Origin of the sequence: Aestuariimicrobium soli (assembly GCF_051192575.1) — a bacterium.
Taxonomy (GTDB): Bacteria; Actinomycetota; Actinomycetes; order Propionibacteriales; family Propionibacteriaceae; genus Aestuariimicrobium; species Aestuariimicrobium soli.
Genome location: NZ_JBPJSQ010000007.1, coordinates 255381 through 281410 on the forward strand (window position 1 = coordinate 255381; position 26030 = coordinate 281410).

Sequence of the window (26030 nt, forward strand, 5' to 3'; positions counted from 1 at the left end):
ACCTGCGTGACCACCACCACCGCGGACCCGCCGGTCCGCGACGTCGAGACCAAGCGGAGAGGACTCACCGGCGAACGCCGCAAGAGCCTCACCGGCTGGGTCTTCCTCGCCCCGGCGACGATCCTGATCATCCTGATGAGCTTCTGGCCCATGCTCGAGGCCCTGTTGCTCTCGTTCCGAAGCGGACGAGGCACCCGTCTGCGCTGGGCCGACCCCCTGTGGGCCAACTACTCCCGGCTGTTCCAGGACGACATCTTCCGGCGCACCCTGGCCAACACCTTCATCTACCTGATCATCCAGGTGCCGGTGATGCTGGTGCTCGCGCTCGTGCTCGCCGTGCTGCTGAACGACCGCCGACTCAAGCTGCGTGGCCTGTGGCGCACCGCGATCTTCCTGCCGTGTGCGGTCTCGCTGGTGTCGTACTCGATGGTCTTCCGGACGATGTTCGCCACCGACGGCATGATCAACGACGCCCTCGTCGGCATCGGCATCCTCGACCAGCCCTACAACTGGCTGGGCAATGCGACCACCGCCCGGCTGGTGATCATCCTCGGCCTGCTGTGGCGCTGGACCGGCTACAACATGGTCTTCTATCTGGCAGCCCTGCAGAACATCGACCCGTCGACCATCGAGGCGGCCAAGATCGACGGCGCCAGCGAGTTCCGGGCCTTCTGGCACGTGACGGTGCCGCAGCTTCGTCCGATGATCCTGCTGACCGCGATCATGTCGACCAACGGCACGATCCAGTTGTTCGACGAGTCGTGGGCCCTCACCGGCGGCGGCCCGGCCAACGCCTCGAAGACGATGTCGCACTACCTCTACCAGTTGTCGTTCCAGAACAACCCGAACTTCGGCTACGCCTCGGCGGTCTCGTACGTGATCCTCATCCTGGTGGCCGTGCTCGCCGCGATTCAGATGAAGGTGGGTGACAAGCGTGACTAGAACTCCGCTCGCCGCACTCAAGTACGTCTTCCTGACACTGGCCGCGATCTGCTCGCTGTTCCCGCTGTACTTCATGTTCATCTCGGCGACCAACACCTCGGCCGATGTCAGCCGCTCCCGGCTGCTGCCCGGCGGCGCGTTCGCCGACAACCTCGACAAGCTGGTCCACCAACAGAATCTGGGCGCCGCGATGGGGTATTCCACCATCTACGCCGTCTCCAGCGCCCTGTTGAGCCTGCTGGTCTGCTCGATCGCCGGCTACGGCTTCGAGATCTATCACTCGCGCAACAAGGACCGCCTGATGGGGTTGCTCCTGCTGACGATGATGATCCCGTTCGCGGCCACGATGATTCCGCTGTTCCGCATGTTCGCGAACCTGAACCTGGTCTCGACGATCCCGGCCGTGGTGCTGCCGACGATCGCCACCCCGTTCCTGATCCTGTTGTTCCGGCAGTCGTCGCGCAGCTTCCCGCACGAGATCATCGAGGCGGCCCGCCTCGACGGCCTGTCGGAGCTGGCGATCTTCTTCCGCATGTTCCTGCCCACCATGAGGTCGACCTACGCGGCCGCCGCGGTGATCACCTTCATGGCGGCCTGGAACAACTTCCTGTGGCCCAAGGTGATCCTGGTCGACTCGCGTCTGCAGACGATGCCGATGCTGGTGGCCAGCCTCACCTCGGGTTACGTCACCGACTACGGCGTGCTGATGCTCGCCGTGTTGTTCGCCTCTCTGCCCACCATGATCCTTTTCCTCATCCTTCAGCGAAGCTTCGCCGAGGGCATCACCGGAGCTGTCAAGTGACCTTTGTTTCCCGTCTCGACGACCCCTCGTGGTTCGCCGAGAACCGTCTCGCGCCCCATTCCGACCACCGCCTCTTCGCCTCGGCCGAGGAAGCAGAGCTGGGTGCCAGTTCGCTGGTGACCAGCCTCAACGGGGTCTGGAAGTTCCACTACGCGTCGCACCCGGGGGTCGCTCCCTGGTCGGACGATGCCCCCGGTGAGCGGGTGGACACCGCAGGCTGGGACGACATCCGGGTGCCGGGTCACATCCAGCTGCAGGGCTACGACCGCCCCCAGTACGTGAACACCCAGTACCCCTGGGACGGTCTGGACGAGATCAGCCCGGGGCAGGCGCCCCGCCGGTTCAACCCGGTGGCCACCTATGTGCGTGACCTGGAGGCGGACGAGACCCCGGGCGGCCCCCTGGCTGACGGCGAGCGGATCGCCATCACCTTCCACGGGGCCGAGAGCGGCCTGGCCGTCTGGCTGAACGGGCAGTGGATCGGCTGGTCCACCGACTCGTTCACGCCCGCCGAGTTCGACCTCACGCCCGCCTGGCGCGAGGGCGTCAACCAGGTGGTGGTGCAGGTGGTGAAGTTCACCTCGCAGTCGTGGCTGGAAGATCAGGACTTCTACCGGTTCTCGGGGCTGTTCCGCGATGTCGAGCTGACCCGTCGTCCGGTGGCTCACCTGCGCGACCTGGCGGTGGTGACCGAGCTGACCGACTCCTACGACCGGGCGACGGTCGTCGTCCGTACCGACCTCGAGGGCGAGGGCTCACTCGCGCTGACGCTGGCCGGTGTGGGGGAGCTGACCGAGCGGGCGCCGGGGGAGTGGTCGGTGGTCGTCGAGGCGCCCGAGCTGTGGAGCGCGGAGCGTCCGCACCTGTACGACCTGGTGGTCGAGGTGAGCGATCCGGCCGGCGACATGGTGGAGTACGTGCCGGTCAAGGTGGGCATTCGGCGCTTCGAGATCGTCGACGCGGTGATGCGCATCAACGGTCAGCGGATCGTCTTCAACGGGGTCAACCGGCACGAGTTCGGCCTGAACGGCCGCGCCGTCAGCCGCGAGCAGACCGAGGACGACCTCGTGCTGCTGAAGCGGAACAACGTCAACGCCGTGCGCACCTCGCACTACCCCAACGCCTCGTGGTTCTACGAGTTGTGCGACCGCTACGGGTTCTACGTCATCGACGAGATGAACCTCGAGACGCACGGGCTCTGGGACGAGGTCGTGCGCGGCGGTCGCGCGCTCGCCGATGCGGTGCCCGGCGATGACCCGACCTGGCTGCCGCCGCTGACCTACCGGGCCACCAATCTGTTCGAGCGCGACAAGAACCACGCCTGCGTGCTGATCTGGTCGTGCGGCAACGAGTCGTTCGGCGGCTCGAACCTGCTCGAGATCTCCCGGCACTTCAAGCGGCTCGACCCGACCCGGCCGGTGCACTACGAGGGAGTGCACTGGGACGCTCGGTACCCCGAGACCACCGACATCACCAGCCAGATGTACACCCCGGCCGCCGAGGTCGCGGAGCACCTGCGCCGGCATCGCGACAAGCCCTTCATTCTGTGCGAGTACGCCCACTCGATGGGCAACTCGTTCGGGGCCGTCGACAAGTACGTCGACCTGGCCTGGAGCGATGAGCTGTTCCAGGGAGGCTTCATCTGGGACTTCGCCGACCAGGCCATCGCCCTGGTCGACCGTCACGGTCGCGAGTACTTCGGCTACGGCGGTGACTGCGGCGAGGCTCCGCACGACTCCGACTTCTCGGGCAACGGCATCGTCTTCGCCGACCGCACCCCGAAGCCGGCGCTGCAGGCGGTGAAGGCGCTCTACTCCCCGTTCGTGATCGAGGTGGGTGACGTCGAGTTCACCCTCACCAACCGTCACCTGTTCGTCGGCTCGGACGCCTTCGAGGCCGTGGCCACCGTGCAGCGCGAGGGCCGGGTGCTGGCCCGGGCGTCGGTGCACACGGCCGTTGCTCCGCTGGGAACCGAGACCATCGCCCTGCCGCTGGCGCTGCCGTCGGCGCCCGGTGAGTACGTCGTCGAGGTCTCGATGCGGGTGCGCGAGACCACCTCGTGGGCCGAGGCCGGCCATGAGGTCGGTTTCGGGCAGGCGGTGCGCGTGGTCGAGGGTGGCGCGGCTCCTCGCCGCGGTGAGGCGCCCGAGGTGGTGCACGGCATCCACAACATCGGGGTGCGCGGGGAGCACTTCGTGGCCCTGTTCTCGCGCATCCACGGTGGGCTGCTGTCGTATCGCGCGCACGGCGGTGAGGAACTGCTGTCGAGTGTGCCCAGACCGAACTTCTGGCACGCACCCACCTCCAACGAACAGGGGTGGGGCATGCCCATGCGCGATGGCGCCTGGAAGCTGGCCTCGAGCCATGCCCGGCCTCGTCCGGGTGACGAAGGCGCACCGAACCCGTCGGTCGAGGTCGTGGACGACCGGGTGCAGGTCACCTACGTCTACGAGCTGGCCACGGGGTCCGCGACGACCGCCGAGTGCGTCGTGCGCTACGCGGTGGCGGGCGACGGGCACGTGCGGGTGACCCTCGAGATGACCCCGGACGCGTCGCTGCCGGATGCCCCGGAGTTCGGATTCCTGCTGACCACGCGGCCGGAGTTCGACCGGTTCACCTGGTACGGCGAGGGCCCCGACGAGACCTACAACGACCGTCGTCAGGGGGCCAGGCTGGCCCGTCACCAGGCCCGCGTGGCCGATCTGCTCACCCCCTACCTGCGTCCGCAGGAGGCCGGCAACCGCACCGAGGTGCGTTGGGCGAGTGTCACCGACGTTCACGGACGAGGTCTGCGCCTCGACGCCGACGCCCCGATGGAACTGTCGGCGCTGGCCTGGACGCCGCAGCAGATCGAGGCCGCCAACCACCACGTCGACCTGCCGCCGATCCAGCACACGGTGCTGCGGCCGGCGCTGGTCAGGCGGGGAGCCGGTGGCGACCAGTCCTGGGGGGCGATGACCCACGAGGAGTACCGGGTGCCCGCCGGCGAGCCGCTGAGCTTCACCTTCGGCTTCCAGGCGATCGTCTGAGGCGGTTCGCCGAGGGCTGATCCGTGAGCCGCAGAGACAAGTTGATCGGGGTCAACCATCGGCGTATTGTTGACCCCGATCAAATATTGATGTGTGTCAACCATTCCCCCCGTTGCCCCCACTCGGGCCTCTGCCCGCGGAAAGAAGCTACTTGTGTCACAAACCTCCGTCGTGCCCGGGTCGGCCACCGACTCACCGGCACCCATGAGCCATCGGGCGGTGCTCGAGGCACTGTCGGGGCTGCTGCTCGGCATGTTCGTGTCGATGCTGGCCTCGACCGTCGTGTCGAGTTCGCTCCCGGTGATCATCCATGACATCTCCGGCGACGAGCGTGACTACACCTGGGTGGTCACCGCCATGTTGCTCACCAGCGCCATCTCGACTCCGATCTGGGGCAAGCTCGCCGACCTGTTCAGCCGCAAGCTGCTGTTCCAGCTCGCCATCATCGTGTTCGTGGTGGCCAGCGCCACCGCCGGCCTCGCCCAGAACCCCGAGATGATGATCGGTTCCCGCGCCCTGCAGGGCATCGGCGCCGGTGGCTTGGCCGCCCTCAGCCAGGTGATCATGGCCGACATCATCAGCCCGCGCGAGCGCGGCCGCTACATGGGTCTGTTCGGTGCCGTGATGGCGGTCTCGACCGTCGGCGGCCCGCTGCTGGGTGGCGTCATCACCGACAACTGGGGCTGGCGCTGGAACTTCTTCGTCGCCCTGCCCGTGGCCGTGGTGGCCCTGATCATCGTGCAGGCCACCCTGCACCTGAAGCCAGCCGCCAAGCGCAAGGTCAGCATCGACTACGCCGGCATCGTGCTGCTGGCCGCGAGCGTCTCGCTGCTGCTCATCTGGGTGACCAACGCCGGCTCCGACTACGCGTGGTGGTCGGTGACCACGCTGTGGATGGTCGGCCTGGCCGTCATCTGCGCCATCGCCTTCGTGATCGTCGAACTGCGCACCCCCGAGCCGCTGATCCCGCTCGACCTGTTCTCGAGCCGCACCTTCTCGCTGGCGGTCGTGGCCTCGATCGCCACCGGTATCGCCATGTTCGGCGCCTCGGTCTTCCTGGCCCAGTACATGCAGCTCTCGCGCGGCGCGAGCCCGACCATGGCCGGCCTGATGACCATTCCGATGGTCGGCGGGCTGCTGGTCAGCTCGATCGTGGTCGGCCAGCTGATCACCCGCTTCGGCTCGTGGAAGCCGTACGTGGTCAGCGGTTCGGTGCTGCTGATCGCCGGTCTCTACCTGCTGACGACCATTCACTACGACACCAACTTCGCGCTGGTCTCGCTGTACATGTTCCTGATGGGTGCCGGAGTCGGCATGACCATGCAGAACCTCGTGCTGGTGGTGCAGAACACCACCACGTCGGAGCTCATCGGCGTGGCCAGCTCGGGCGTGACCTTCTTCCGCAGCCTCGGCGGCACCATCGGGGTGTCGGTGATGGGCGCCGCCATGGCGACCCGCACCGCCTCGCTGGCGGCCGAGCGCAAGGGTGACATCGGCCAGGCCCTCGCGGGGCTGGGCGACAAGGCCCAGTACTGGATGGAGCAGCTGAACAGCGGAGCCGTGCCCCGCGTCGCCGACATGCCCGAGTCGCTGCGGGTCATCTTCGAAGACGTCTACGCCGGTGGTATCACCCACGCCTTCCTGATCGCGGTGCCCGTCGCCGTGGTCAGCCTGATCGCCGTGATCTTCCTGCCCAACACGCCGCTGACGCGGATGACCGCCTCCCAGCGCCGCGACGCCGGGGAGCGTGACCTGGCGGTGCACAGCGTGCCCCAGGGCATGGAGGTCATGGACGAGACCGACCACGAGTCGACGACGGCCCGATGACCGACCGGCACGTTCTGGGCCCCGAGGCGTCGGATCGTGATCTCGCGATCCGACGCCTGGAGCAGGCGATGGAGCTGCTCGGTCGCCGCATTCGCGACTACTACCGGGAGGTGGCCGAGCAGCTCGACCCGGGGCTGCAACCGCACACCTTCAAGGTGCTCGTCTGCATCGACCGGCTCGCTCCGGTGTCGGTGTCGGCCCTCACCGAGCAGCTCGCCTCCGACAAGGGCCAGGTGAGCCGCTCGGTCAGCGAGTTGGAGTCGCGCGGGCTGGTGCTGCGCACCAGTGATCCCCGGGATGCCCGGGTGAGACTCGTGGAGCCCACCCCGCAGGCACGCGAGCGTCTCGAGCACGCCCGCCACCCGTTCAGCCAGCTACTGCGGGAATCGGTCAACGACTGGGGAGTGGACGAGGTCGACGACTTCTCGTCGCTGTTGGAGAAGATGGCCGGCGCCGTCGTGCCCCGCTGACCGCTCCCTGCTCGACCGGCGGGCCTCAGCCCGCCAGGGCCATGGCCCACAGTCGGCACGCGGCCACGCTGCGATGGGGCGCCCAGCGCGCGACGCGGGCGGGATCGTCCGCCCCGAGAAGCCGCAGCTGACGCTTCAGGGCCGCATCACCGGCCGGGAACGAATCCGGGTCGGTGTCGGCCCTGATCGCGAGGTAACCGAGCGTCCACGGCCCGATGCCCTTCACGGCGGCCAGATCGGCGAGCGTCGGCTGCGTGTCGGGGGCGGCGTCGGCGAACAATCCGGCGACGGCCTGCAGGGTGGCCGCCCGTGCACCGGTGAGGCCGATGGCGGCCCGCAGGTCGTCCGTCGGGTGGGCGGCGATGGCCGAGGCGGTGGGAAAACGGACGAGGCCGCTCACTCCCGGGCGGGCCAGGAGCGCCACCAGCCGCGAGCAGAACAGTCGGGCCGCCGCCAGCGACACCTGCTGGCCCACGATGGTCAGGCAGATCGCCTCGAACCGGTCGGGGAAGCGGGTGACCCTCAGCCCCGGTCGCTCCGCGACCTGCCGCGCGAACACGCGGTCGGCTCCCAGCAGGGTGTCGGCGGGGGTGGGGTCGACGGCGAGGTCGAACCAGTCGGCCACCCGGCGAGCCAGCTCGGCCGGCCCGACCAGCGTCGCCCCAGCAGCATCGAGGGTGACCGTGATCGGGTGGGGTCGTCCGTCGAGCTCGACCAACCGTTCCAACCGTCCGGCGGCCACGTCGACCCGGTCGATGCCCGCGATCGAGTGGGCCGCCAGGGTCTCCAGCGCCGAGCGGTGGTCGAAGGTTCCGACCGACTCGATCCGGGTGGTTGCGGGGGCCATCAGAGCCACGTCGCCGGGCCCATCAGAACAGGGCCCACCAGAAGAGGGCCCATCAGAACAGGGCCCATCAGAACAGGGCCCATCAGAACAGGGCCCATCAGAACAGGGCCCATCAGAACAGGCGGACGACGGGCGCGTCGTCCGGTTCCTCGAGCTCGAGCAGGAAGCGCTTGCGATCGATGCCGCCCGCGAACCCCGTCAGCGAGCCATCGGCGCCGACCACCCGGTGGCAGGGGATCAGGATGCTGATCGGATTGTGACCGACCGCCTGCCCCACCCGCTGCGCCAGACCCTTCGAACCCAGCCGTTCCGCGATCGTCCCGTAGGTGGTGGTGGTGCCGTGGGGAATCTCGCGCAGGATCGCCCAGACCCGTTCCGAGAAGTCGTCTCCGTGGGTCTCCAACGGCACCGTGAAACGCGTCCGCCGACCGTCGAAGTACTCGCGCAGTTCGGCCCGCAGCTGCTCCAGCACCCCGGGCGTGTCGGCCGCGATCGGCGCCCCCATCAGGTCGCTGCCCGGTGGGTAGGTGTGGTTCTCGAAGTACAGGCCCGTGAGCGCGGTGGCGCGCCCGTCACCCGACTCGTCCCACGCCAGCGTGGCGGTGAGCTCGCCGACCGGGGTGTCGAAGCGGGCGTGGCGGCGACGCGCCGGGGCGTGGGTCATCTCAGCCCGCCAGTTCCGCGGCTTCGAGCCAAGCCAGTTCGTACTCCTCGATCTGCGCGGCGAGGGCATCGTGCTCGGCCTGCAGCCCGATCAGGGCCGTGTGGTCGCTGGCCTGGTCGGCCATCCGCTGTTCGAGCGTGGCCTGCTTGGACTGCGCCTTGCCGATCTGCTGCTCGAGTCGCGACATGTCCTTCCTGGCCTGCCGGACGACCGCCGGATTCGCGGTCGGCTGCGCCGCGACCGGGGCCGCGGGCTCGTCCGTGGTGGTGGGTGAGGTGGGGGTCGACGGACGAGCGGCCGTTCCCGCCGTGCCCGACCTCCGCCGCTCCAGGTACTCGTCGACCCCGCCGGGCAGCAGCACGCAGTGTCCGTCGCCGAGCAGCGCGTAGGTGACGTCGCAGACCCGTTCGAGGAAGTACCGGTCATGGCTGACGATCACCAGGGTGCCCGGCCACGAGTCGAGATGGTCCTCGATGACGGTGAGGGTGTCGATGTCGAGGTCGTTGGTGGGTTCGTCGAGGAAGAGCACGTTCGGTTCGGCGAGCAGCAGCCGCAGGAACTGCAGGCGACGGCGTTCCCCACCGGAGAGTTCCGCGATCCGGGTGACCAGTTTCTGGCCGGTGAAGCCGAAGTCCTCGAGCAGTGTCGAGGCGGTCAACTGCTTGCCGGTCGCGACCGTTGTCTCCTGCTTCAGCCGGTTCACCGAGTCGAGCACACGCTCGTTCTCGTCGAGTTCGCCGACGTGCTGGCTGAGGTGACCCAACCGCAGGGTGAGGCCGTGCTTGACCCGTCCGCCGGTGGGTTCCTGCTCACCGGCGAGCACCCGCAGCAGCGTCGACTTGCCGGCGCCGTTGACACCGACGAGCCCGATCCGGGCGCCGGGGCCGATCGACCAGTCGAGGTGGTTCAGCAGCACCCGGCCGTCGGGCAGCACCACCGACGCATCGATGGCGTCGACGACGTTCTTGCCCAGTCGGGCGACGGAGAACTCCTGCAACTGCATGCGGTCGCGCGGGGGAGGGACGTCCTGGATCAGCGTGGTGGCGGCGTCGATGCGGAACTTGGGCTTGCTCGTGCGGGCGGGGGCGCCGCGGCGCAGCCAGGCGAGTTCCTTGGTGGCGAGGTTCTTGCGGCGCTGCTCCATCGCCTGCGCCTGCCGGTCGCGTTCGACCCGGGCGAGCACGTAGGCGGCGTAGCCACCGTCGTAGGCGTCGACGCGGGCGTCGTGCACCTCCCAGATGCGGGTGCAGACGGCATCGAGGAACCAGCGGTCGTGGCTGACCACCAGCATCGCGGTGCCGCGGGCCTGCAGGGTGCGCAGGTGCTCGGCCAGCCAGGCGACGGCCTCGACGTCGAGATGGTTGGTCGGCTCGTCGAGCACCAGCAGGTCGTGGTCGCCGAGCAGCATGGCCACCAGAGCGGCGCGCCGCCGCTCACCACCGGAGAGGTGGGTGAGGGACTCGTCCAACGCAATACCGTCGAGCAGTTCGGTGACGACGGTGCGCCGGTAACTGTCGGCCGCCCAGACGTGGTCGGGTTCGCCGTGCACGATCAGGTCGCGCACGGTGGTGTCGGGCACGACCACTTCGGCCTGGGTGAGCACGCCGATCGACACGCTGCCGGTGCGGGTGATGCGGCCGTCGTCGGGGTCGACGGCGCCGGTCAGCAGGCCGAGCAGGGTCGACTTGCCGTCACCGTTGCGCCCGACCACACCGATCACGTCGCCGGCGCCGATGCCGAGGGAGACCTCGTCCAGCAGGGTGCGGGTGCCGTAGTGCTTGGTGACTCGTTCGGCGTTGACCAGGTTGGGTCCGGTGGCCATCCGCTCAGCGACCGCGCAGGGACGACCGCGAAACCCGCGTGGGCATGGGGCCCTTCGGGATCGGCAGCTTGTTGCGCATGGTGTCGAGCGCCTTCAGCCGCGACTGCAGGTCGACGAGCTTGGCGGCGTCCAGCGTCTTCGGCTGCTTCTTCAGGTGGTCGGCCAGCTTGTTCAGCGGCACCTGACCAGCCTTGTTGCCCATCTGCACGATGGTGACCGGCACCCCGTTGGTGGCCTGCTCGTGGCGGCGCACCTCGGTGTTCAACAGCGACTTGAGGCGGTTGGGGTCACCCTCGGCGATCAGGTACAGACCGGACGGCCCGAGAGCGCGGTGGATGACGTCCATCTGGCGGGTGCCGGTGATGGCGGGGGTGGTCGTCCACTTCTTCTTGTCGAGCATCGTCAGGGCGACCTCACCCGAGCCGGCCTGACCCTCGAAGCGGGCGTAGGTCGCCTTGCGCACCCGCCACAGCAGGATCAGCATGGCGGCCACCAGGCCGAACGAGAGGCCCAGCAGCAGCCACAGCCACCACGGCTTCACCAGCAGGCCGACGACCACGAACACGATCACCGTGACGACGAAGGCTCCCGCCAGCAGCCACGGCAGCGACGTGTCGTACTCGTGGGTGCGCTTGTAGGTCTCCGTCAGCTGGCGAATGGTTCCCCAGTCACGCGGGTTGTCGGAGTTCTTGCGGCGCTCCTTCTCGGCGCGCGCCTGCTCCTTCTGCTTGCGTGCCAGTTCCTTGGCGGCTTGCGATGCCATCGATCAGACCTTCTGGGTGAGGGGCGCCTGGGCCCGGGTTTCCATCGCCTGACGGTACAGCTTGCCGGCGCGGTACGACGAACGGACGAGCGGCCCCGACAGCACTCCGGAGTAGCCGATCTCGCGCGCCTCCTGGGCCAGTTCGACGAACTCCTCGGGGGTGACCCAGCGGTCGACGGGCAGCAGGTGGGCGTTCGGACGCAGGTACTGGGTGATGGTGATCAACTCGGTGCCGGCCTCGTGCAGGTCGCGCAGCGCCTGCGAGATCTCGTCGCGGGTCTCGCCCATGCCGAGAATCAGGTTCGACTTGGTCACCAGCCCGGCCTCGCGGCTCCAGCGGAGCACGTCGAGCGAGCGTTCGTAGCGGAACCCCGGACGAATGCGCTTGAAGATGCGCGGCACGGTCTCGACGTTGTGCGCGAACACCTCGGGGCCGGTCTCGAACAGTTGCTCGAGCAGTTCGCGGCGACCCGAGAAGTCGGGGGCCAGCATCTCGACCCCGACACCGGGATTGAGCTCGTGGATCTTGCGGATCGTCTCGGAGTAGAGCCAGATGCCCTCATCGGCGAGGTCGTCGCGGCACACGCCGGTGACGGTGGCGTAACGCAGACCCATCTTCTGCACCGACTCGGCGACGCGCAGCGGCTCGCCGGTGTCGTAGCCCGAGGGCTTCTTCGACTCGATCTGGCAGAAGTCGCAGCGCCGGGTGCAGGAGTCACCGCCGATCAGGAAGGTGGCCTCGCGATCTTCCCAACATTCGAAGATGTTGGGGCAGCCGGCCTCCTGGCAGACGGTGTGCAGGTCTTCGTCCTTGACGAGCCGTTGCAGATCGCGGTACTCAGGCCCCATCTTCGCCGTGGTCTTGATCCACGGTGGCTTGCGCTCAATGGGGGTCTGGGCGTTCTTCACCTCGACCCGGAGCAGACGTCGTCCCTCGGGTGCAATAGTCACCTCAGCAGTCTAGCCGTGGGCCGCTGGAGCCGACACCCGGGGCGGGGGTGGCGGGTGCGCTCGTGGCGAACCCGAGGCTCAGCCCCGGTCGAGGTCGGGCGACAGCTCGTAGGGGCGGAAGGCCAGCAGGTCGCCCAGCAGCGGCTCGAGACCGTCGGCGGCCTCGTCAAGACTCGGCACCGTGCCGTCGATCTCGTCGGCCAGCCGGCCGACCCCGGCATCACTGATGCCGCAGGGAATGATGTTGGCGAAGTCGACCAGCTCGTTGGAGAGGTTGAGGGCGAACCCGTGCAGGGTCGTCCGCTTGCTCACCCGAATGCCGATGGCGCAGATCTTGCGCTCGGGCCTGCCGTCGGCCGCCGCCAGCCACACGCCGGTGCGCTCGTGGATGCGACCCGAGGTCACCCCGAACCCGGCGAGCCAGCGGATCACCGCCTCTTCGACCCGGCGCACGTAGTCGACGACGCCGACGCCCTCGGTGAGCTTCACGATGGGGTAGCCGACCAGTTGGCCCGGGCCGTGCCAGGTGATCTTGCCGCCGCGGTCGACATCGACCACCGGGGTGCCGTCGAAGGGCCGCTCCTCGGGCAGGGTGCGTCGTCCGGCCGTGTAGACGGTCTCGTGCTCGATGAACAGGCACTGGTCGGGAATCTCACCGGCCGCCACCAGAGCGTGCACCTCACGCTGGAAGTCCCAGCCCTCCCGGTACTCGACCAGACCGGGGAAGCGGTCGTGGTGGGTGCCGAAACCGTGCCGCTGGAACTCGAGCATCAGGCGGCGACCACCTTGGTGAGCACCAGCACCGCCAGCACGACGGCCAGCACGATGCGGTAGATGATGAACAGGGTGAAGGAGTTCTTCGAGACGTACTTCAACAGCCACGCGATGCTGGCGTAGGCCACGATCAGGCTGACCACGGTGGCGATGATGGTCGGGCCCCAGCCCACGGTCGTCGAGACCTGGTGGTAGTTCTCGACCGCCTGCAGGCCGCCGGCGGCGACCAGCGCGGGGATGCCCAGGAAGAACGACAGCCGGGTGGCGGTGACGCGGTCGAACCCGCGGAACAGGCCGGCCGAGATGGTGGCGCCCGAGCGGGAGAAGCCGGGGAAGACGGGGGCGAGCGCCTGGAACAGGCCGATGATCAGCGAGTCGACGATGGTCACGTCATCCATGCCGCGAAGCTTCTCGGCGGGGCGCTTGGCCGCGTGCCGGTCGGCGAGCCACATCACGAACGACCAGACGATCAGGGCCGCGATGATCACCCACAGGTTGCGCATCGTGGTCTCGATGGCTCCCTGGAACAGCAGGCCAACGACGGCAACGGGGATCGAGCCCAGGATCACGCCCCAGCCGAGGCGGTAGTTGGGGTCCTTGCGGGCCTCGGCGTTGGTCAGGCCCTTGAACCACGCCACCACGATGGCGACGATGTCCTTCCAGAAGTAGATGATGGCCGCGATGATCGCACCCACCTGGATGATTGCCGTGAAGGCCGTCATGCCCACCGAGTCGATCTGGTAACCCAGCAGCTTCTCGACCACGTTCAGGTGGCCGGTCGACGAGACGGGCAGGAACTCGGTGATCCCCTCGACGATGCCGAGCAGGATCGCGTGCAACCAGTTCACTCAGGTGTCCTCTCCCAGAGGGATGTCCATCACAGGGGATGTCGTGTCGGTGGTGGGCTCACCGATCAGCACCGGACGAGCCATGGTGAGCCTACTGCGCCCTACCGGGGGTGGGGTGCAGCCCGGGGCTCACCGGCCGCATCAGGGACGAGGGCACGACCAGACCTCGCCCCAGGTCGTACGCGAACAGGCCGCCGTCGGACCGGCGGAACCCCAGCAGGACGACGACGGCGGCCCCTCCGCAGAGGGACCGCCGTCGTGGTGGTGGTGCTTGGGTGCTTGCCGCGGCTCAGAGCTCGGAGGCGAAGTCGCCCTCCTCGAGGCGGGCCTTGACCGCGCTCAGGAAGCGGGCGGCCTCGGCGCCGTCGACCAGGCGGTGGTCGTAGCTCAGCGAGAGGTACATCATGTCGCGCACCGCGATGGTGTCACCCAGCACCTTGTCGGAGATCACCACGGGGCGCTTCACCAGCGCACCGGTGCCGAGGATGGCCACCTGCGGCTGGTTGATGATCGGGGTGTCGAACAGGGTGCCTGCCGAGCCGTAGTTGGTGATGGTGAACGTGCCACCGCCCAACTCGTCCGGGGTGACCTTGCTCGCGCGGGTGCGCGCCGCTAGGTCGCCGATCTTCTTGGCGATGCCGGCGAGGTTCAGGTCACCGGCGTCCTTGATGACGGGAACCAGCAGGCCCTTCTCGGTGTCGACCGCGATGCCGATGTGCTCAGCGTCGGCGTAGGTGATGGTGCCAGCCTCGGTGTCGATGGTGGCATTCACCTTCGGGAACTGCTTGAGCGCCTCGACGGCGGCCTTCGTGATGAACGGCAGGTACGACAGCGAGGCACCGTTCGCGGCCTTGAAGGACTCCTTGTGCTGGGCGCGCAGTCGCGAGATCGCGGTGACGTCGACCTCGACGGTCGCGGTCAGCTGCGCCGACACCTGCAGCGACTCGACCATGCGCTTGGCGATGGTCGCGCGCAGACGCGACATCTTCTCGGTGGTGCCCCGCTTCGCGGCGGCCTCGGCCGAGACCTCGCTCTTCGGGGCGGACGAGGCCACGGCCTCGGCGGCAGCGGCCGGGGCGGGTGCCTCGGCGGCCTTCTTCTTGGCCTCGGCGGCGGCGATCACGTCCTGCTTGCGCACGCGGCCACCGACTCCGGTGCCCTGCACCTCGGCCAGGTCGATCCCGTTCTCGGCGGCGAGCTTGCGCACCAGCGGGGTGACGTAGCCGGCACCCTCACCCTCGGATGACGCGGCCGCGCGGGCGGGAGCCGCGGGCTTGGGGGCCTCCTGCTGCGCGGCGGGCTGCTGGGGAGCGGCTGCCTGGGGAGCGGGGGCGGCCTTCGGGGCCTCCTGCTGGGGCTGCTCCGCGGGCGGAGCGGCCTGCACGGGGGCCTCTTCGGACGGCTGCTGCTGCGGGGGCTCGGCCTTCGGCTGCTCCTGAACGGCGGGGGCCGAGGCCTCGGGAGCGGGCGCCTCGGGAGCGGGCGTCGCGGGGGCAGCGGAGGCGTCGCCGATGATGGCGAGCACGGCGCCGACGTCGGCGGTCTCGTCCTCCTGCACGCGGATCTCGAGGATCGTGCCGGCGGCCGGCGAGGGGATCTCGGTGTCGACCTTGTCGGTCGAGACCTCGACGATGGCCTCGTCCACCTCGACGGTGTCGCCGACCTGCTTCAGCCAGCGGGAAACGGTGCCCTCGGTGACCGACTCACCCAGGGCCGGCAGGGTCACCTCGGTGCCCTGCGCCGGGCCAGACGAGGCCTGCGCAGCGGGAGCCTCCTGAGCCGGAGCGGCCTGCTGAGCGGGAGCCTCCTGGGCGGGAGCGGCCTCCTGGGCCGGTGCCTCCTGGGCCGGCGCCTCCTGGGCGGGAGCCTCCTCGGCCGGGGCGGCCTGCTCGGCGGCGGACGACTCGTCCGCATCGCCGATCACGGCCAGCACGGCACCCACGTCGGCGGTCTCGTCCTCCTGCACGCGGATCTCGAGAATCACCCCGGCGGCGGGGGAGGGGATCTCGGTGTCGACCTTGTCGGTGGAGACCTCGACGATCGCCTCGTCCACCTCGACCGTGTCACCCACCTCCTTGAGCCAGCGCGAGACGGTTCCCTCGGTGACGGACTCTCCGAGAGCGGGAAGGGTGACTTCGGTCGCCATGGGGCGTGCTCCTTTGCTTCAAGCGTTCCCGGCCAGCCTAGCCGTAGCCGGTGCGGGCTGCAGCCCGCCATGGGTGTCTGGTCGTGTGTGGATGCGGTGGGTGGTGCGGGTGGCGCTCAGTCGTGCACGTGCAGGGGAGTTCCGGCCAGGGCCAGCAGCGCCTCGCCGAAGGCCTCACCCTGCGTGGGGTGGGCGTGCACCAGACCGGCGAAGTCGTCCGGGGTGGCCTCCCAACCGACCGTCGCCTGCGCCTCGCCGATCAGCTCCGACACGCCCTGCCCGACCATCGTGACGCCGACGACGGGTCCATCGGCCTCGCGCACGACCTTCACGAAGCCCTGGGTGCCGAGGATCTGGGATCGTCCGTTGCCGGCGAGGTTGTACTCGACGACATGGACGGGCCCGCGCGCCTCTGCCTGCGCCTGGGTGAGGCCGACCGAGGCGATCTCGGGGTTGGCGTAGGTGACCCGCGGAATCAGGTGCTCGGGCACGAGCTTCGGGCGGGTCGGGAACGATCCGGCCAGGTGAGCGATGCGCTCGGCGACGAACATGCCGTGCCCGAAACCGCGATGCGCCAACTGCAACCCGGCGACCAGGTCACCGACCGCGAACACCCCGGGCACCGACGTGGCCAGGTTCTCGTCGACGCGCACGTGCCCCCGTTCGAGCACGACGCCGGCCTCCTCGAATCCCATCCCGGACGAGACCGGTGCCCGCCCCGGCGCCACCAACAAGACGTCGGCACTCAACGCCGAACCGTCGGCCAGGGTGACCTCGACCCCGGAATCCGAGGCGGTGGCCGAAGCCACGCCGACTCCGGTGCGCACCGTGATGCCCCGCTTGCCGAACGCCCGCAGCAGGGCCTTCGAGGCCGCCGGGTCCTCGGCGGGCACCAGCCGGTCGAGTGCCTCGACGACCGTCACCTCGACCCCGAAGGACGCCCACACCGAGGCCAACTCGACCCCGATGACACCGCCCCCGAGCACGACGGCGCTCGCCGGCAGCTCGGTGAGCCGCAGCGCGTGGTCACTGGTCAGAATGCGGCGGCCGTCGACCGGCAGCCCGAGCGTGCGGGGGGCCGAGCCGGTGGCCAGCACGACCGCTCGTCCGCGGATCAGGCGACCGTCGACCTCGACACCGCACCCCTCGCGATCGCGGACCAGTCGCCCGAACCCCTGCACGACCTCGATGCCGCGCGACGACACCAGCCCCGAGAGTCCCTTGTGCAGTCGGTCGATCACCGACTGCTGCCAGCCCTGCAGGGCCGACAGGTCGATGCCGTCGACGGACGACCGCACGCCGATCCGAGCTCCCTCGCGGGCCTGGTCGGCGACGTGGGCCGCGTGCAGCTGCGCCTTGGTGGGGATGCAGCCCCGGTGCAGGCAGGTGCCGCCCAGCAGGTCGGCCTCCACCAGGGTGACCGAGAGGCCGAGCTGGGTGGCGCGCAGGGCGGCCGCGTAGCCGCCGGAGCCGCCGCCCACAACGACGACATCGCGCACGACGGCGTCACGCGCGGCGGCGCCGGCGGGCTGGTCGTCCGACATCGTCAGCGACCCAACGACGAGGCGAGGGCCACCAGCGTCCGCACCGCCGCACCGGTGCCACCGGTGCTGACGTGACCGTAGGGCTCCTCGTCGTTGAACGCGGGGCCGGCGATGTCGAGGTGGGCCCACGAGATGCCCTCACCCACGAATCGCTGCAGGAAGGCGGCGGCGGTCAGGGCGCCGCCGTAGCGCGAGCCGCCCGACTTGAGGTCGGCCACCTTCGAGTCCAGCCCCTTGCGCAGGTGCTGGGGAATCGGCAGCTGCCAGAACGCCTCGCCGGCGGTCTCGGCGGCATCGAGCACCGAGTCGGCGGTGGCGTCGTCCGAGGCCATCAGCCCGCCGGTGCGCAGCCCCAGGGCCACCATGCAGGCGCCCGTCAGGGTGGCGACGTCGACCAGCAGGTCGGGCTCGTCCTCACTGGCGCGGGCCAGCGCGTCGGCCATCACCAGGCGCCCCTCGGCGTCGGTGTTGACGTTCTCGACGGTGGTGCCGCCGTACATGGTGAGCACGTCGGAGGGGCGGTAGGCCGACCCGCTCGGCATGTTCTCGGCCATCGACGCGTAGCCGATGACGTGCACGGGCAGTTCCAGTTCGGCGATCACCTTGACGGCGGCGATCACGGCCGCGGCCCCCGACATGTCGCACTTCATGGTGTACATGCCGTCGGCGGGCTTGATGTCGAGGCCGCCGGAGTCGAAGGTGATGCCCTTGCCGACCAGCGCGAGGGTCTGCTGGGCGCCGCGCGGCTTGTACTCCAGCCGGGTCAGCCGCGGCGGACGAGCCGAGCCGCCGCCGACGGCGAGGATGCCGCCGTAGCCGCCCTTGGCGAGATCACGCTCGTCGAGCACCTCGACGCTGACCGAGCGCAGACCCTTGACGGCCTCGCGGGCCTCGGCCGCGAAGGTCTCGGGGTAGAGCTGATTGGCGGGGGCATTGATCCAGTCGCGGGCCAGAGTGACACCGCCGGCGACGCGGGCGCCACGGTCGACGGCGGCGCTGAGCTCGCGGCTCGACTGGGGCACGACGATCTCGACGGCCGCGACGCCCTGCTTGGGGTTCGCGGACGAGACCTTGGCGAAGGTGTAGGCGCCGAGCAGGGCCCCCTCGGTGGCGGCCTGCACGAGTTCGGGGTCGGTCAGGTCGAGCGAGACGGCGACGGTGGCGGGTGCGTCCTTGGCCAGCGCTGCGGCCTTGCGCACGGCTGCACCTGCGGCAGCCCGGACGACCTCAGGGGTCACGTCGACCTCGCCCAGACCGACGGCCAGCACCACGGTGCCGTCGACGGGGGGCAGCACCGTGACGGCGTTGGCCTCGGAGGTGCCGCCGAGGCTGGTGGCCAGGGCGGCCAGGTCACCGTGGGCCTTGGACGACTGCTTGGCCACGGAATCGGGCAGCCCGAGCACGGTCGGCCCGTCGGCGAGCCCGACCACGAGCACGCCTGCCTTCTTCGAGGGCTGCTGCACGGCGCTGACCGTCGGGGCCTGGTGGGTGGCGAGAGCTGACATCGTCGTCCTTTCCGGCGTCGGTGCGCCGTTGTGAGCGTTCGGTTGCAGGCTATCGGGTGGGATAGCCTCGGCCCATTCGGACGGCTCATCCGGACGACCCGGTGGACGGGTCGACGAGCGACGGAAGGTGACTCGATGGCCGAGGTCAAGCACTCACCCCTGCACGACCGCCACGTCGCGGCCGGTGCCAAGTTCGCCGAGTTCGGCGGGTGGGAGATGCCGCTGGAGTACGCGGGCGGCGGAGTGCTCGCCGAACACCACGCCGTGCGTGACGGTGTCGGCATCTTCGACGTCTCACACCTGGGCAAGGCCGTCGTCGCTGGCCCGGGCGCCAAGGACTTCCTGAACCACGCCCTCACCAACGACCTCGACAAGATCGCTCCCGGCAAGGCGCAGTACTCCATGCTGTGCACGCCCGAGGGTGGCGTGGTCGACGACCTCATCTGCTACCTCAAGGGCGACGACGAGGTGTTCGTCATTCCCAATGCGGCCAACACCGCCGAGGTCTGCCGCCGGCTCACCGAGCTGGCGGCATCGTCCGATGAGTTCTCAAACGTCACCATCACCAACCGGCACGACGACTACGCGGTGATCGCCGTGCAGGGCAGGCATGCGGGCGAGGTGCTGGCGGCGATGGGGCTGCCCACGGAGTTCGACTACATGGGCTTCACCGTTGTCGACCACGGCGGCGCCCCCCAATCGGGAGACAACCAGTCGGGCGATGACCAGTCGGGTTACACCGTGTGCCGCACCGGCTACACCGGAGAGGTGGGCTACGAACTGGTGGTGCCCTCGGCGATCGCGCCCGCCGTCTGGGACGAGGTGATGGCCGCAGGCGAGCCGTTCGGCATCCGCCCCTGCGGTCTGGGCGCCCGCGACACGCTGCGCACCGAGATGGGCTACTCGCTGCACGGCAACGACATCTCGGTCGACATCAACCCGGTCGAGGCGGGGCTGTCGTGGGCGATCGGCTGGAAGAAGCAGGCCGACTTCCCCGGACGGGAGGCCCTGCAGCGCATCAGGGACGAGGGCCCCGCCCGCCGCATGCGCGGATTGAAGGCCGTCGGCCGGGGCATCGCCCGGCATGGCATGGCGGTGGTCAACGAGGCCGGTCAGCCGATCGGCGAGGTCACCTCGGGAACGTTCAGCCCGACCCTGCGCACAGGCGTCGCGCTGGCGCTGATCGATGCGGCCATCGACCTGGGTGACGTCGTGCAGGTCGCGGTGCGCAACCGCACCGAGGCCTTCCAGGTCGTGAAGCCCCCGTTCGTCACCCCCGGGGTGCGCGGGGCGTGAGGCGCTGGGCAGTCTGGCTGAACGCCGCCCTGGTGGCGCTGGGGTTGGCGGCGGTCGTCGTCGGCCTCCTGGTCGTCGGACGAGGGCCCGTCACCTGCCGCGGCGTCGAGATGAAGCCGGGCGACGTGTGCGTGAAGTCGTCCTTCACCGATGTCACCTCGGAGCAGACGCAGAGCTACGAACAGCGCAGGGCCTCGGCGAACGCCTCGCGCCCCTCGGTGATCGGCGCTGGCGTGGCGGTGGCGGCCTTCGGGGGAGTGCTGCTGGCGGCGGAGCTTCGCCGCCGGCGCGTCACCTGAGCGCCGGGCCACCCGAGCGCCCGGTCACCCGAGCGCCGCGCCGGATGTCCGCAAACTCGCACGCAAACATGCGGCCCTCAGGAAGTTTCCTGCGGGTTGCACCCTTTCCTCGGAGTTTGCGGATCGCCTGGTCGGTCAGTAGGACTCGCCGCGCTTGATGCGCGCCGGCGGCTGGCGGAAGCGGCGAATCTGCAGCATGCGGTTGTTGGCATACATCAGCAGCCCGCGGAAGTTCGGCTGGGCCAGGCGCTCCTTGGCCTGCTTCTTGAACCCGCGCCACACCCACCACACGTTGATGACCCAGGCGGCGAACAGCGCCAGCATCGCCAGCGAGAACAACTGCTGCGCCAGCAGGTAGCGCCCGAAGGCGATCGATCCCGCCGCCAGCAGAATCATCGTGGGCATCAGGAACTCGGTGATCGTCCAGCGGTGGTCGATGTAGTCGCGGAGCAACTGCTTGGTGGGCTCGTTCTCCTGCTCGGCCATCGCCTTCAGCCGCGCGGTGCGGTTGCGCTCGCGCAGCTGCTGCTTCGCCTCCTTGGGCGACAACTGCGGATTCACGCGCGCCTTGCGGGCCGCCTCGGCCTCGGCGCGCGTGGGGGTCGGACGATCCTTCTTGGGTGTCAGGCGTGCGGTCGGACGACCCCCAACCGCCTGCGGAGCGGACGAATCCGGGGTCACCACTGCCGCCTGCCGCGATGCGGTCAACGACTCGCGACGCTCCTGCTTCTCCTTGAGGGCAGCCTCGGCCTGCTCGGCGGACGCCTTGGCCTTGGCCTCGGCGCGCTCGTCTGCCGTCGTCTGCTGGTAGGGGCGGAACAGCGCCACGGTGGGGTCCTTCGGGATCATCGTCCGCTCCAGGGGGGAGCGAAGCTCGTCCCATCGTAGTCGTGGGATCACCCTGAATCATCCCCGGCCTTGGCCCCCCAGTCAGCGGACGGTTCCCGCGCACCCCTCGAAAGTGGCGCTCGGTGAAACTAGGGTGGTGACCGTACGTCGTTGCCTGATCACAGGCTCGACCCCACCAATGGGAAGGACCCGCATGTCTGGCATTTTCTCGCGCATCTCCACGATCTTCCGCGCCAAGGCCGACAAGGCCCTCGACAAGATGGAGGATCCCCGCGAGACCCTCGACTACTCCTACCAGCGACAGCTCGAGCTGCTGCAGAAGGTGCGCCGCGGTGTCGCCGACGTCGCGACCAGCCGCAAGCGCGTCGAACTGCAGGCCAACCAGCTCAACGGGGAGGTCGAGAAGCTGACGCTGTCGGCCAGCCGCGCCCTCGAGGCCGGTCGTGAAGACCTCGCCCGCGAGGCGCTGACCCGCAAGTCGGGTCTGCAGGGCCAGCTCGCCGACCTGCAGCAGCAGCACGCCGCCCTGCAGGGTGAGGAGGAGAAGCTGGTGCGCGCCAGCACCCGCCTGCAGGCGAAGGTCGACGCGTTCCGCACCCGCAAGGAGACCATCAAGGCCACCTACTCGGCGGCCGAGGCCCAGACCCGCATCTCGGAGGCCTTCACCGGCATCAACGAAGAGATGGGCGACGTCGGCATGGCGATCCAGCGTGCCGAGGACAAGACCCTGCAGCTGCAGGCTCGCGCCTCCGCCGTGGACGAACTGCTCGCCTCCGGCGCCCTCGAGGATCCTTCGGGCACCTACAAGGACGACATCACCCGTGAGCTCGATGCCCTGGCGTCGACCTCGCAGGTCGAGAACGAGCTCGCCGCGATGAAGGCCCAGCTGTCGGTGGGCTCCGGTCCCGCCCAGCCGACCGGTCAGCTGACCGCTGGCGACCCGGCCCAGCAGGCTCCCCAGGGTCAGGCTCACCAGGGTCAGGCCTTCCAGGGTCAGGCCTTCCAGCAGGGCCAGACCTACCAGCAGCCCGCCCCCCAGCAGGCTCCCCAGCAGCCCGCTCCCCAGGAGCCCGTCGCCGAGGAGCAGGCATGATCATCCGGATCATGGGCGAGGGGCAGTACTCGGTTCCCGACGAGGCCCACGAGGCCCTCAACGTGCAGGACGATCTCATCGAGAAGGCCGTCGAGAACTCCGACCAGGAGGCGCTGACCAGCGCGGTGGAGGCGCTGCTCGCGATCGTCCGGTTGGAGGGAACCGAGGTGCCCGACGACGTGCTGGCCGACTCCGAGCTGATCGTGCCCGACGCGTCCGTGCGTCTGGAGGAGATGCGGTCCTGGCTGAGCGAGGCCGGCGAGTACGAGGGCCTCATCCCCAACCCCTCCTGAGCCCGGGCGGCCCTGACACCCACCCGCCAGCGCAACCTGACAGACTGTCGGCGTGAATCGCGCCCACAGCCACGCCCCTCGGTGGCGATGATGCGAGTCGTCATCGCCACCGATTCTTTCCCCGCCGTGTCGTCGGCTCGTGCCGGTGCCGCCATGGGTGCCGCGTTCGCCGAGCGGGGTGCCCAGGTTGCCGTGGTGCCGATCGGTGCCGCCGGTCGGGGTTTCGGCGCCGCCGCCGCCGACCTGCTCGGCGCCCCTGTCGAGGCGCTCACCCTCGACGACGCGATCCTCACCCTGACCCGCACCCCGACGGTCGCCGTGGTCACCGCCCCGGCTGAGGTCGATCCGGTCGACCTCGAGGCGCCGTCGGGCATCGACCGGTCGGCGTCGTCGCTCACCCTCGGACGAGCCGCTGCCCTCGTGCTCGACGAGGGGACCGACGAACTGGTGCTCGAAGTGGGCGCCACCGCCATCCACGACGGCGGCGCGGGTCTGCTCGCCGCCCTGGGCGCCACGGCCGACGTGGCCCTCGACCGCGGGGTCGACGGGCTGCGCGGCATCGGCTCCCTCGACCTCGCACCGGTGCGTGAGCGGCTGGGCACCACCTCCCTCACCCTGGTGGTCTCGGCGGACGAAGCCCCCCGCCACCTGGTGGGCCTGCGCGGGATCACCTCGGTCAAGGGCCACGCCGCGGGCGTGGTCACCGATCCCGCCGACCTGTTGGCCCTCGACCAGGCGCTGGTCGACCTCGCGTCGGCCTGCGCGGCTCCCGAGCTCGCCACCACGCCCGGGGCGGGCGCCGCCGGCGGGCTCGGGTTCGCCGTGCTGGCCGTGGGCGGACGAGTGGTCACCGGCAGCCAGTGGTGCTCCGAACGAGCTGGCCTGCCGACCACCGCGAAGGCGGCCGATCTGGTGGTCAGCGGGGGAGGGCGACTCGACTTCGGCACCATGGGCGGCGAAGTGCTGGCGCACGTGACCCAGCTGGCGGGGGACGCGCTTCGTCCGCTGGTGGTGGTGGCGGGATCGAACTTCATCTCGCCGCGCGAACTGCGCAGCGTCGGGGTCGAGGCGGCCTACTCGGTGCGCCCCGGCACCGAGGACGTCGACACCGTCACGGCCGACGAGATCACCGAGGCCACCGGCCCGGTGGCCGCCTCCTGGAGCTGGTGAGCGCACTGCTCGCACGCGGCGAGCGAACGTGCAGTCGGGTGAGCGACTGCTTGGGGACGACGAGCGCGTGGCCCTAGCGTCGCAGCATGATCGAGTTCGGTACCGGCGGATGGCGCGCCATCATCGCTGACGGTTTCACCCGCGAGAACGTCCGGTTGCTGAGCCAGGGGCTCGCCGACCGTGTCTGGCGCGAACACCCCGGTGGTCGCGAGGCTGCCGAGAAGCCCATCATCGCCATGGGCTACGACCGGCGCTTCCTCTCCCGCGAGGCGACCTTCTGGGCGGCCGAAGTGTTCGCCGGCAACGGGATTCGCTGCCACGTGATCGATCGTCCGGCGCCCACCCCGCTGGTCATGTTCACCACCCGCGAACTCGACTGCGCCTACGGCATGGCCGTCACGGCCAGCCACAACCCGGCCCTCTACAACGGCATCAAGGTGTTCACCCGCGGCGGTCGCGACGCCGACGCCGAGACCACGGGAGAGCTGCAGACCGAGATCAACGCCGTCGACGCATCGTCGGTGGTCGCGGTCGAGGCAGGCGATGGCATCGCCTCGGGGCTGATCGACCTGCACACCTCGTTCAACGACTACATCGACGCCATCATCGAGCAGGTCGACATGCCCGCGATTCGCCATGCGGGGCTGTCGATCGTGCTCGACCCGATGTTCGGGGTGGCCCGCACCTGTCTCGAGACCATCTTGGTGACCGCCCGCTGCCAGGTCGAGGTGATCAACGACCGGCGCGACACGCTGTTCGGCGGCAAGCTGCCCTCGCCCAACGTCGACACCCTGCGCTTCCTGCGGCAGACGGTGCTCGACCGCGGCGCCGACCTGGGCATCGGCACCGACGGTGACGCCGACCGGCTGGGCATCATCGACGACCGTGGCGCCTTCCTGCATCCCAACCAGATCCTGGTGCTGCTCTACCACTACCTGCTCACCGTGAAGGGATGGAAGGGCCCGGTGGTGCGCAACCTGGCCACCACCCACCTGCTCGACCGGGTGGCCGAGGCCCACGGGGAGCGTTGCATCGAGGTTCCGGTGGGGTTCAAGCACATCTCGGCCGGCATGGATGCCCACGACGCCATCATCGGGGGCGAATCGTCCGGTGGTCTGACGGTGCGCGGGCACATCCCCGGCAAGGACGGGATCTACGCCGCCTCGCTGCTGGTGGAGGCCCTCGCGGTCAGCGGCAAGAAGTTGTCGGAGCTCTACGCCGACATCGTCGCCGAGTACGGGTCGCTCGAGATGGTCGAGACCGACTTCGCGTTCAGCCAGGCCCGCAAGGTCGAACTGCAGGCGCAGCTGATGGAGGGCCACGACCTGCCGACGTTCTCGTTCCCCGTCGAGAAGGTCAGCTGGCTCGACGGCTGCAAGGTGCACTTCGTCGGCGGCGGCTGGACGGTGATCCGGTTCTCGGGCACCGAGCCGGTGCTGCGCGTCTTCGCCGAGATGGCGTCGCTCGACCAGGCCCAGCAGGTGGTCGCCGAGGTCACCGCCTACTACGGGCTGGGCTGAGCCCGGACGAGCTTGGGCCGCGCAATCACGGTGAGTAGACTCCCCAGCGAGGATGAGAAACTCCGAGAGGGAATACTCGACGCGTACGCCGGGTTGACGCTATGACGTTCCAGCGAGAGGACACACATGACCACCACCACTGAGCCCCAGGTGGCCGACGGCATCCTGCTGACCGACGAGGCCGCCTCCAAGGTCCAGGCACTGCTCAACGGCGAGGGACGAGACGACCTGAGCCTGCGCGTGGCGGTGCAGCCCGGAGGCTGCTCCGGCCTGCGCTACCAGCTGTTCTTCGACGAGCGCCAGCTCGACGGCGACGTCGTCAAGACCTACGGCGGCGTGAACGTCGTCACCGACCGCATGAGCGCGCCGTACCTGTCGGGCGCGACCATCGACTTCGTCGACACCATCGAGAAGCAGGGCTTCACCATCGACAACCCCAACGCGCAGGGCTCCTGCGCCTGCGGCGACTCGTTCCACTGAGGCCTTCCGCGCACACCCCGCGAACGCCGCGCCGACCGCCCGTCTGGGCTGGTCGGCGTGGCGTTTTTATTGCCTTAGTAGAACCCCCCTCAAAAA

Annotated in this window: 23 protein-coding genes; 12 read left to right on the forward strand and 11 right to left on the reverse strand. The window is 69.5% G+C overall.

Annotated elements, in window-relative coordinates; genetic code table 11:
• Positions 1-6: 6 nt before the first annotated feature.
• From ACSDQ9_RS10650 to ACSDQ9_RS10670, 5 genes are all read left to right on the forward strand, one after another.
• Positions 7-942, forward strand: coding sequence for a carbohydrate ABC transporter permease (locus ACSDQ9_RS10650; RefSeq protein WP_435146804.1), 936 nt, complete (start codon positions 7-9; stop codon positions 940-942).
• Positions 935-1744: a carbohydrate ABC transporter permease gene (locus ACSDQ9_RS10655; RefSeq protein ID WP_435146806.1), complete on the forward strand. Its 810-nt coding sequence runs from the start codon at positions 935-937 to the stop codon at positions 1742-1744. The genes ACSDQ9_RS10650 and ACSDQ9_RS10655 overlap by 8 nt, the downstream gene beginning before the upstream one ends.
• Positions 1741-4773 (forward strand): beta-galactosidase, LacZ type, encoded by a 3033-nt coding sequence (gene lacZ / locus ACSDQ9_RS10660; protein ID WP_435146808.1) that lies wholly within the window; start codon positions 1741-1743, stop codon positions 4771-4773. Before ACSDQ9_RS10655 ends, lacZ begins: the two co-directional genes overlap by 4 nt.
• A 153-nt stretch (positions 4774-4926) precedes the next feature.
• Positions 4927-6600: an MDR family MFS transporter gene (locus tag ACSDQ9_RS10665; protein WP_435146810.1), complete on the forward strand. Its 1674-nt coding sequence runs from the start codon at positions 4927-4929 to the stop codon at positions 6598-6600.
• The gene (locus tag ACSDQ9_RS10670; RefSeq protein ID WP_435146812.1) at positions 6597-7070 is read left to right on the forward strand and encodes a MarR family winged helix-turn-helix transcriptional regulator; all 474 of its coding nucleotides are present in this window, start codon (positions 6597-6599) and stop codon (positions 7068-7070) included. The genes ACSDQ9_RS10665 and ACSDQ9_RS10670 overlap by 4 nt, the downstream gene beginning before the upstream one ends.
• A 25-nt stretch (positions 7071-7095) precedes the next feature.
• On the opposite strand, the gene ACSDQ9_RS10675 is transcribed toward ACSDQ9_RS10670, so the two are convergent.
• The 10 genes from ACSDQ9_RS10675 to ACSDQ9_RS10720 form a co-directional block, all read right to left on the reverse strand.
• Positions 7096-7917 (reverse strand): DNA-3-methyladenine glycosylase family protein, encoded by an 822-nt coding sequence (locus ACSDQ9_RS10675; protein WP_435146814.1) that lies wholly within the window; start codon positions 7915-7917, stop codon positions 7096-7098.
• Positions 7918-8029: 112 nt separating this feature from the next.
• On the reverse strand, positions 8030-8581 hold the full coding sequence (locus ACSDQ9_RS10680; RefSeq protein ID WP_435146817.1) for a methylated-DNA--[protein]-cysteine S-methyltransferase: 552 nt from the start codon (positions 8579-8581) through the stop codon (positions 8030-8032).
• 1 nt (position 8582) lies between these two features.
• Positions 8583-10403, reverse strand: coding sequence for an ABC-F family ATP-binding cassette domain-containing protein (locus ACSDQ9_RS10685; RefSeq protein WP_435146819.1), 1821 nt, complete (start codon positions 10401-10403; stop codon positions 8583-8585).
• A gap of 4 nt (positions 10404-10407) precedes the next feature.
• Positions 10408-11166 carry a DUF4191 domain-containing protein gene (locus tag ACSDQ9_RS10690; protein ID WP_435146820.1) on the reverse strand — a complete coding sequence of 253 codons (759 nt, stop codon included), beginning with the start codon at positions 11164-11166 and terminating at the stop codon, positions 10408-10410.
• Positions 11167-11169: 3 nt separating this feature from the next.
• Positions 11170-12117 (reverse strand): lipoyl synthase, encoded by a 948-nt coding sequence (gene lipA, locus ACSDQ9_RS10695; protein ID WP_435146822.1) that lies wholly within the window; start codon positions 12115-12117, stop codon positions 11170-11172.
• Between the two features lie 78 nt (positions 12118-12195).
• The gene (lipB, locus tag ACSDQ9_RS10700; protein WP_435146824.1) at positions 12196-12888 is read right to left on the reverse strand and encodes a lipoyl(octanoyl) transferase LipB; all 693 of its coding nucleotides are present in this window, start codon (positions 12886-12888) and stop codon (positions 12196-12198) included.
• On the reverse strand, positions 12888-13739 hold the full coding sequence (locus ACSDQ9_RS10705) for an undecaprenyl-diphosphate phosphatase (protein WP_435146825.1): 852 nt from the start codon (positions 13737-13739) through the stop codon (positions 12888-12890). The genes lipB and ACSDQ9_RS10705 overlap by 1 nt, the downstream gene beginning before the upstream one ends.
• Before the next feature lie 289 nt (positions 13740-14028).
• Entirely contained in the window at positions 14029-15885 is a 1857-nt protein-coding gene (sucB, locus tag ACSDQ9_RS10710) for a 2-oxoglutarate dehydrogenase, E2 component, dihydrolipoamide succinyltransferase (RefSeq protein WP_435146826.1), read from the reverse strand.
• Positions 15886-16001: 116 nt separating this feature from the next.
• Positions 16002-17429, reverse strand: a complete 1428-nt coding sequence (gene lpdA, locus ACSDQ9_RS10715; RefSeq protein ID WP_435146827.1) for a dihydrolipoyl dehydrogenase — start codon at positions 17427-17429, stop codon at positions 16002-16004.
• 2 nt (positions 17430-17431) lie between these two features.
• Positions 17432-18934, reverse strand: coding sequence for a leucyl aminopeptidase (locus tag ACSDQ9_RS10720; protein WP_435146829.1), 1503 nt, complete (start codon positions 18932-18934; stop codon positions 17432-17434).
• A 135-nt stretch (positions 18935-19069) separates the two neighbouring features.
• Between ACSDQ9_RS10720 and gcvT the strand changes: the two genes are divergently transcribed.
• On the forward strand, positions 19070-20230 hold the full coding sequence (gcvT, locus tag ACSDQ9_RS10725; RefSeq protein ID WP_435146831.1) for a glycine cleavage system aminomethyltransferase GcvT: 1161 nt from the start codon (positions 19070-19072) through the stop codon (positions 20228-20230).
• A complete protein-coding gene (locus ACSDQ9_RS10730; protein ID WP_435146833.1) occupies positions 20227-20529 on the forward strand; it encodes a hypothetical protein in 303 nt (100 codons plus the stop codon). The genes gcvT and ACSDQ9_RS10730 overlap by 4 nt, the downstream gene beginning before the upstream one ends.
• A 135-nt stretch (positions 20530-20664) precedes the next feature.
• Here ACSDQ9_RS10730 and ACSDQ9_RS10735 read toward each other — a convergent pair whose 3' ends face one another.
• Positions 20665-21378: a DUF3043 domain-containing protein gene (locus tag ACSDQ9_RS10735; protein WP_435146835.1), complete on the reverse strand. Its 714-nt coding sequence runs from the start codon at positions 21376-21378 to the stop codon at positions 20665-20667.
• A gap of 193 nt (positions 21379-21571) precedes the next feature.
• Here ACSDQ9_RS10735 and ACSDQ9_RS10740 point away from each other — a divergent pair, with 193 nt between their 5' ends.
• The 5 genes from ACSDQ9_RS10740 (at position 21572) to ACSDQ9_RS10760 (ending at position 25934) form a co-directional block, all read left to right on the forward strand.
• The gene (locus ACSDQ9_RS10740; protein ID WP_435146837.1) at positions 21572-22471 is read left to right on the forward strand and encodes a PspA/IM30 family protein; all 900 of its coding nucleotides are present in this window, start codon (positions 21572-21574) and stop codon (positions 22469-22471) included.
• Entirely contained in the window at positions 22468-22764 is a 297-nt protein-coding gene (gene pspAA / locus ACSDQ9_RS10745) for a PspA-associated protein PspAA (RefSeq protein WP_435146839.1), read from the forward strand. Before ACSDQ9_RS10740 ends, pspAA begins: the two co-directional genes overlap by 4 nt.
• A gap of 87 nt (positions 22765-22851) precedes the next feature.
• Positions 22852-23934, forward strand: coding sequence for a glycerate kinase (locus tag ACSDQ9_RS10750; RefSeq protein WP_435146862.1), 1083 nt, complete (start codon positions 22852-22854; stop codon positions 23932-23934).
• A gap of 86 nt (positions 23935-24020) precedes the next feature.
• Complete coding sequence (locus ACSDQ9_RS10755; protein WP_435146841.1) at positions 24021-25454, forward strand: phosphoglucomutase/phosphomannomutase family protein; 1434 nt, start codon at positions 24021-24023, stop codon at positions 25452-25454.
• Between the two features lie 126 nt (positions 25455-25580).
• Positions 25581-25934 carry a HesB/IscA family protein gene (locus ACSDQ9_RS10760; protein ID WP_435146843.1) on the forward strand — a complete coding sequence of 118 codons (354 nt, stop codon included), beginning with the start codon at positions 25581-25583 and terminating at the stop codon, positions 25932-25934.
• Positions 25935-26030 lie beyond the last annotated feature (96 nt).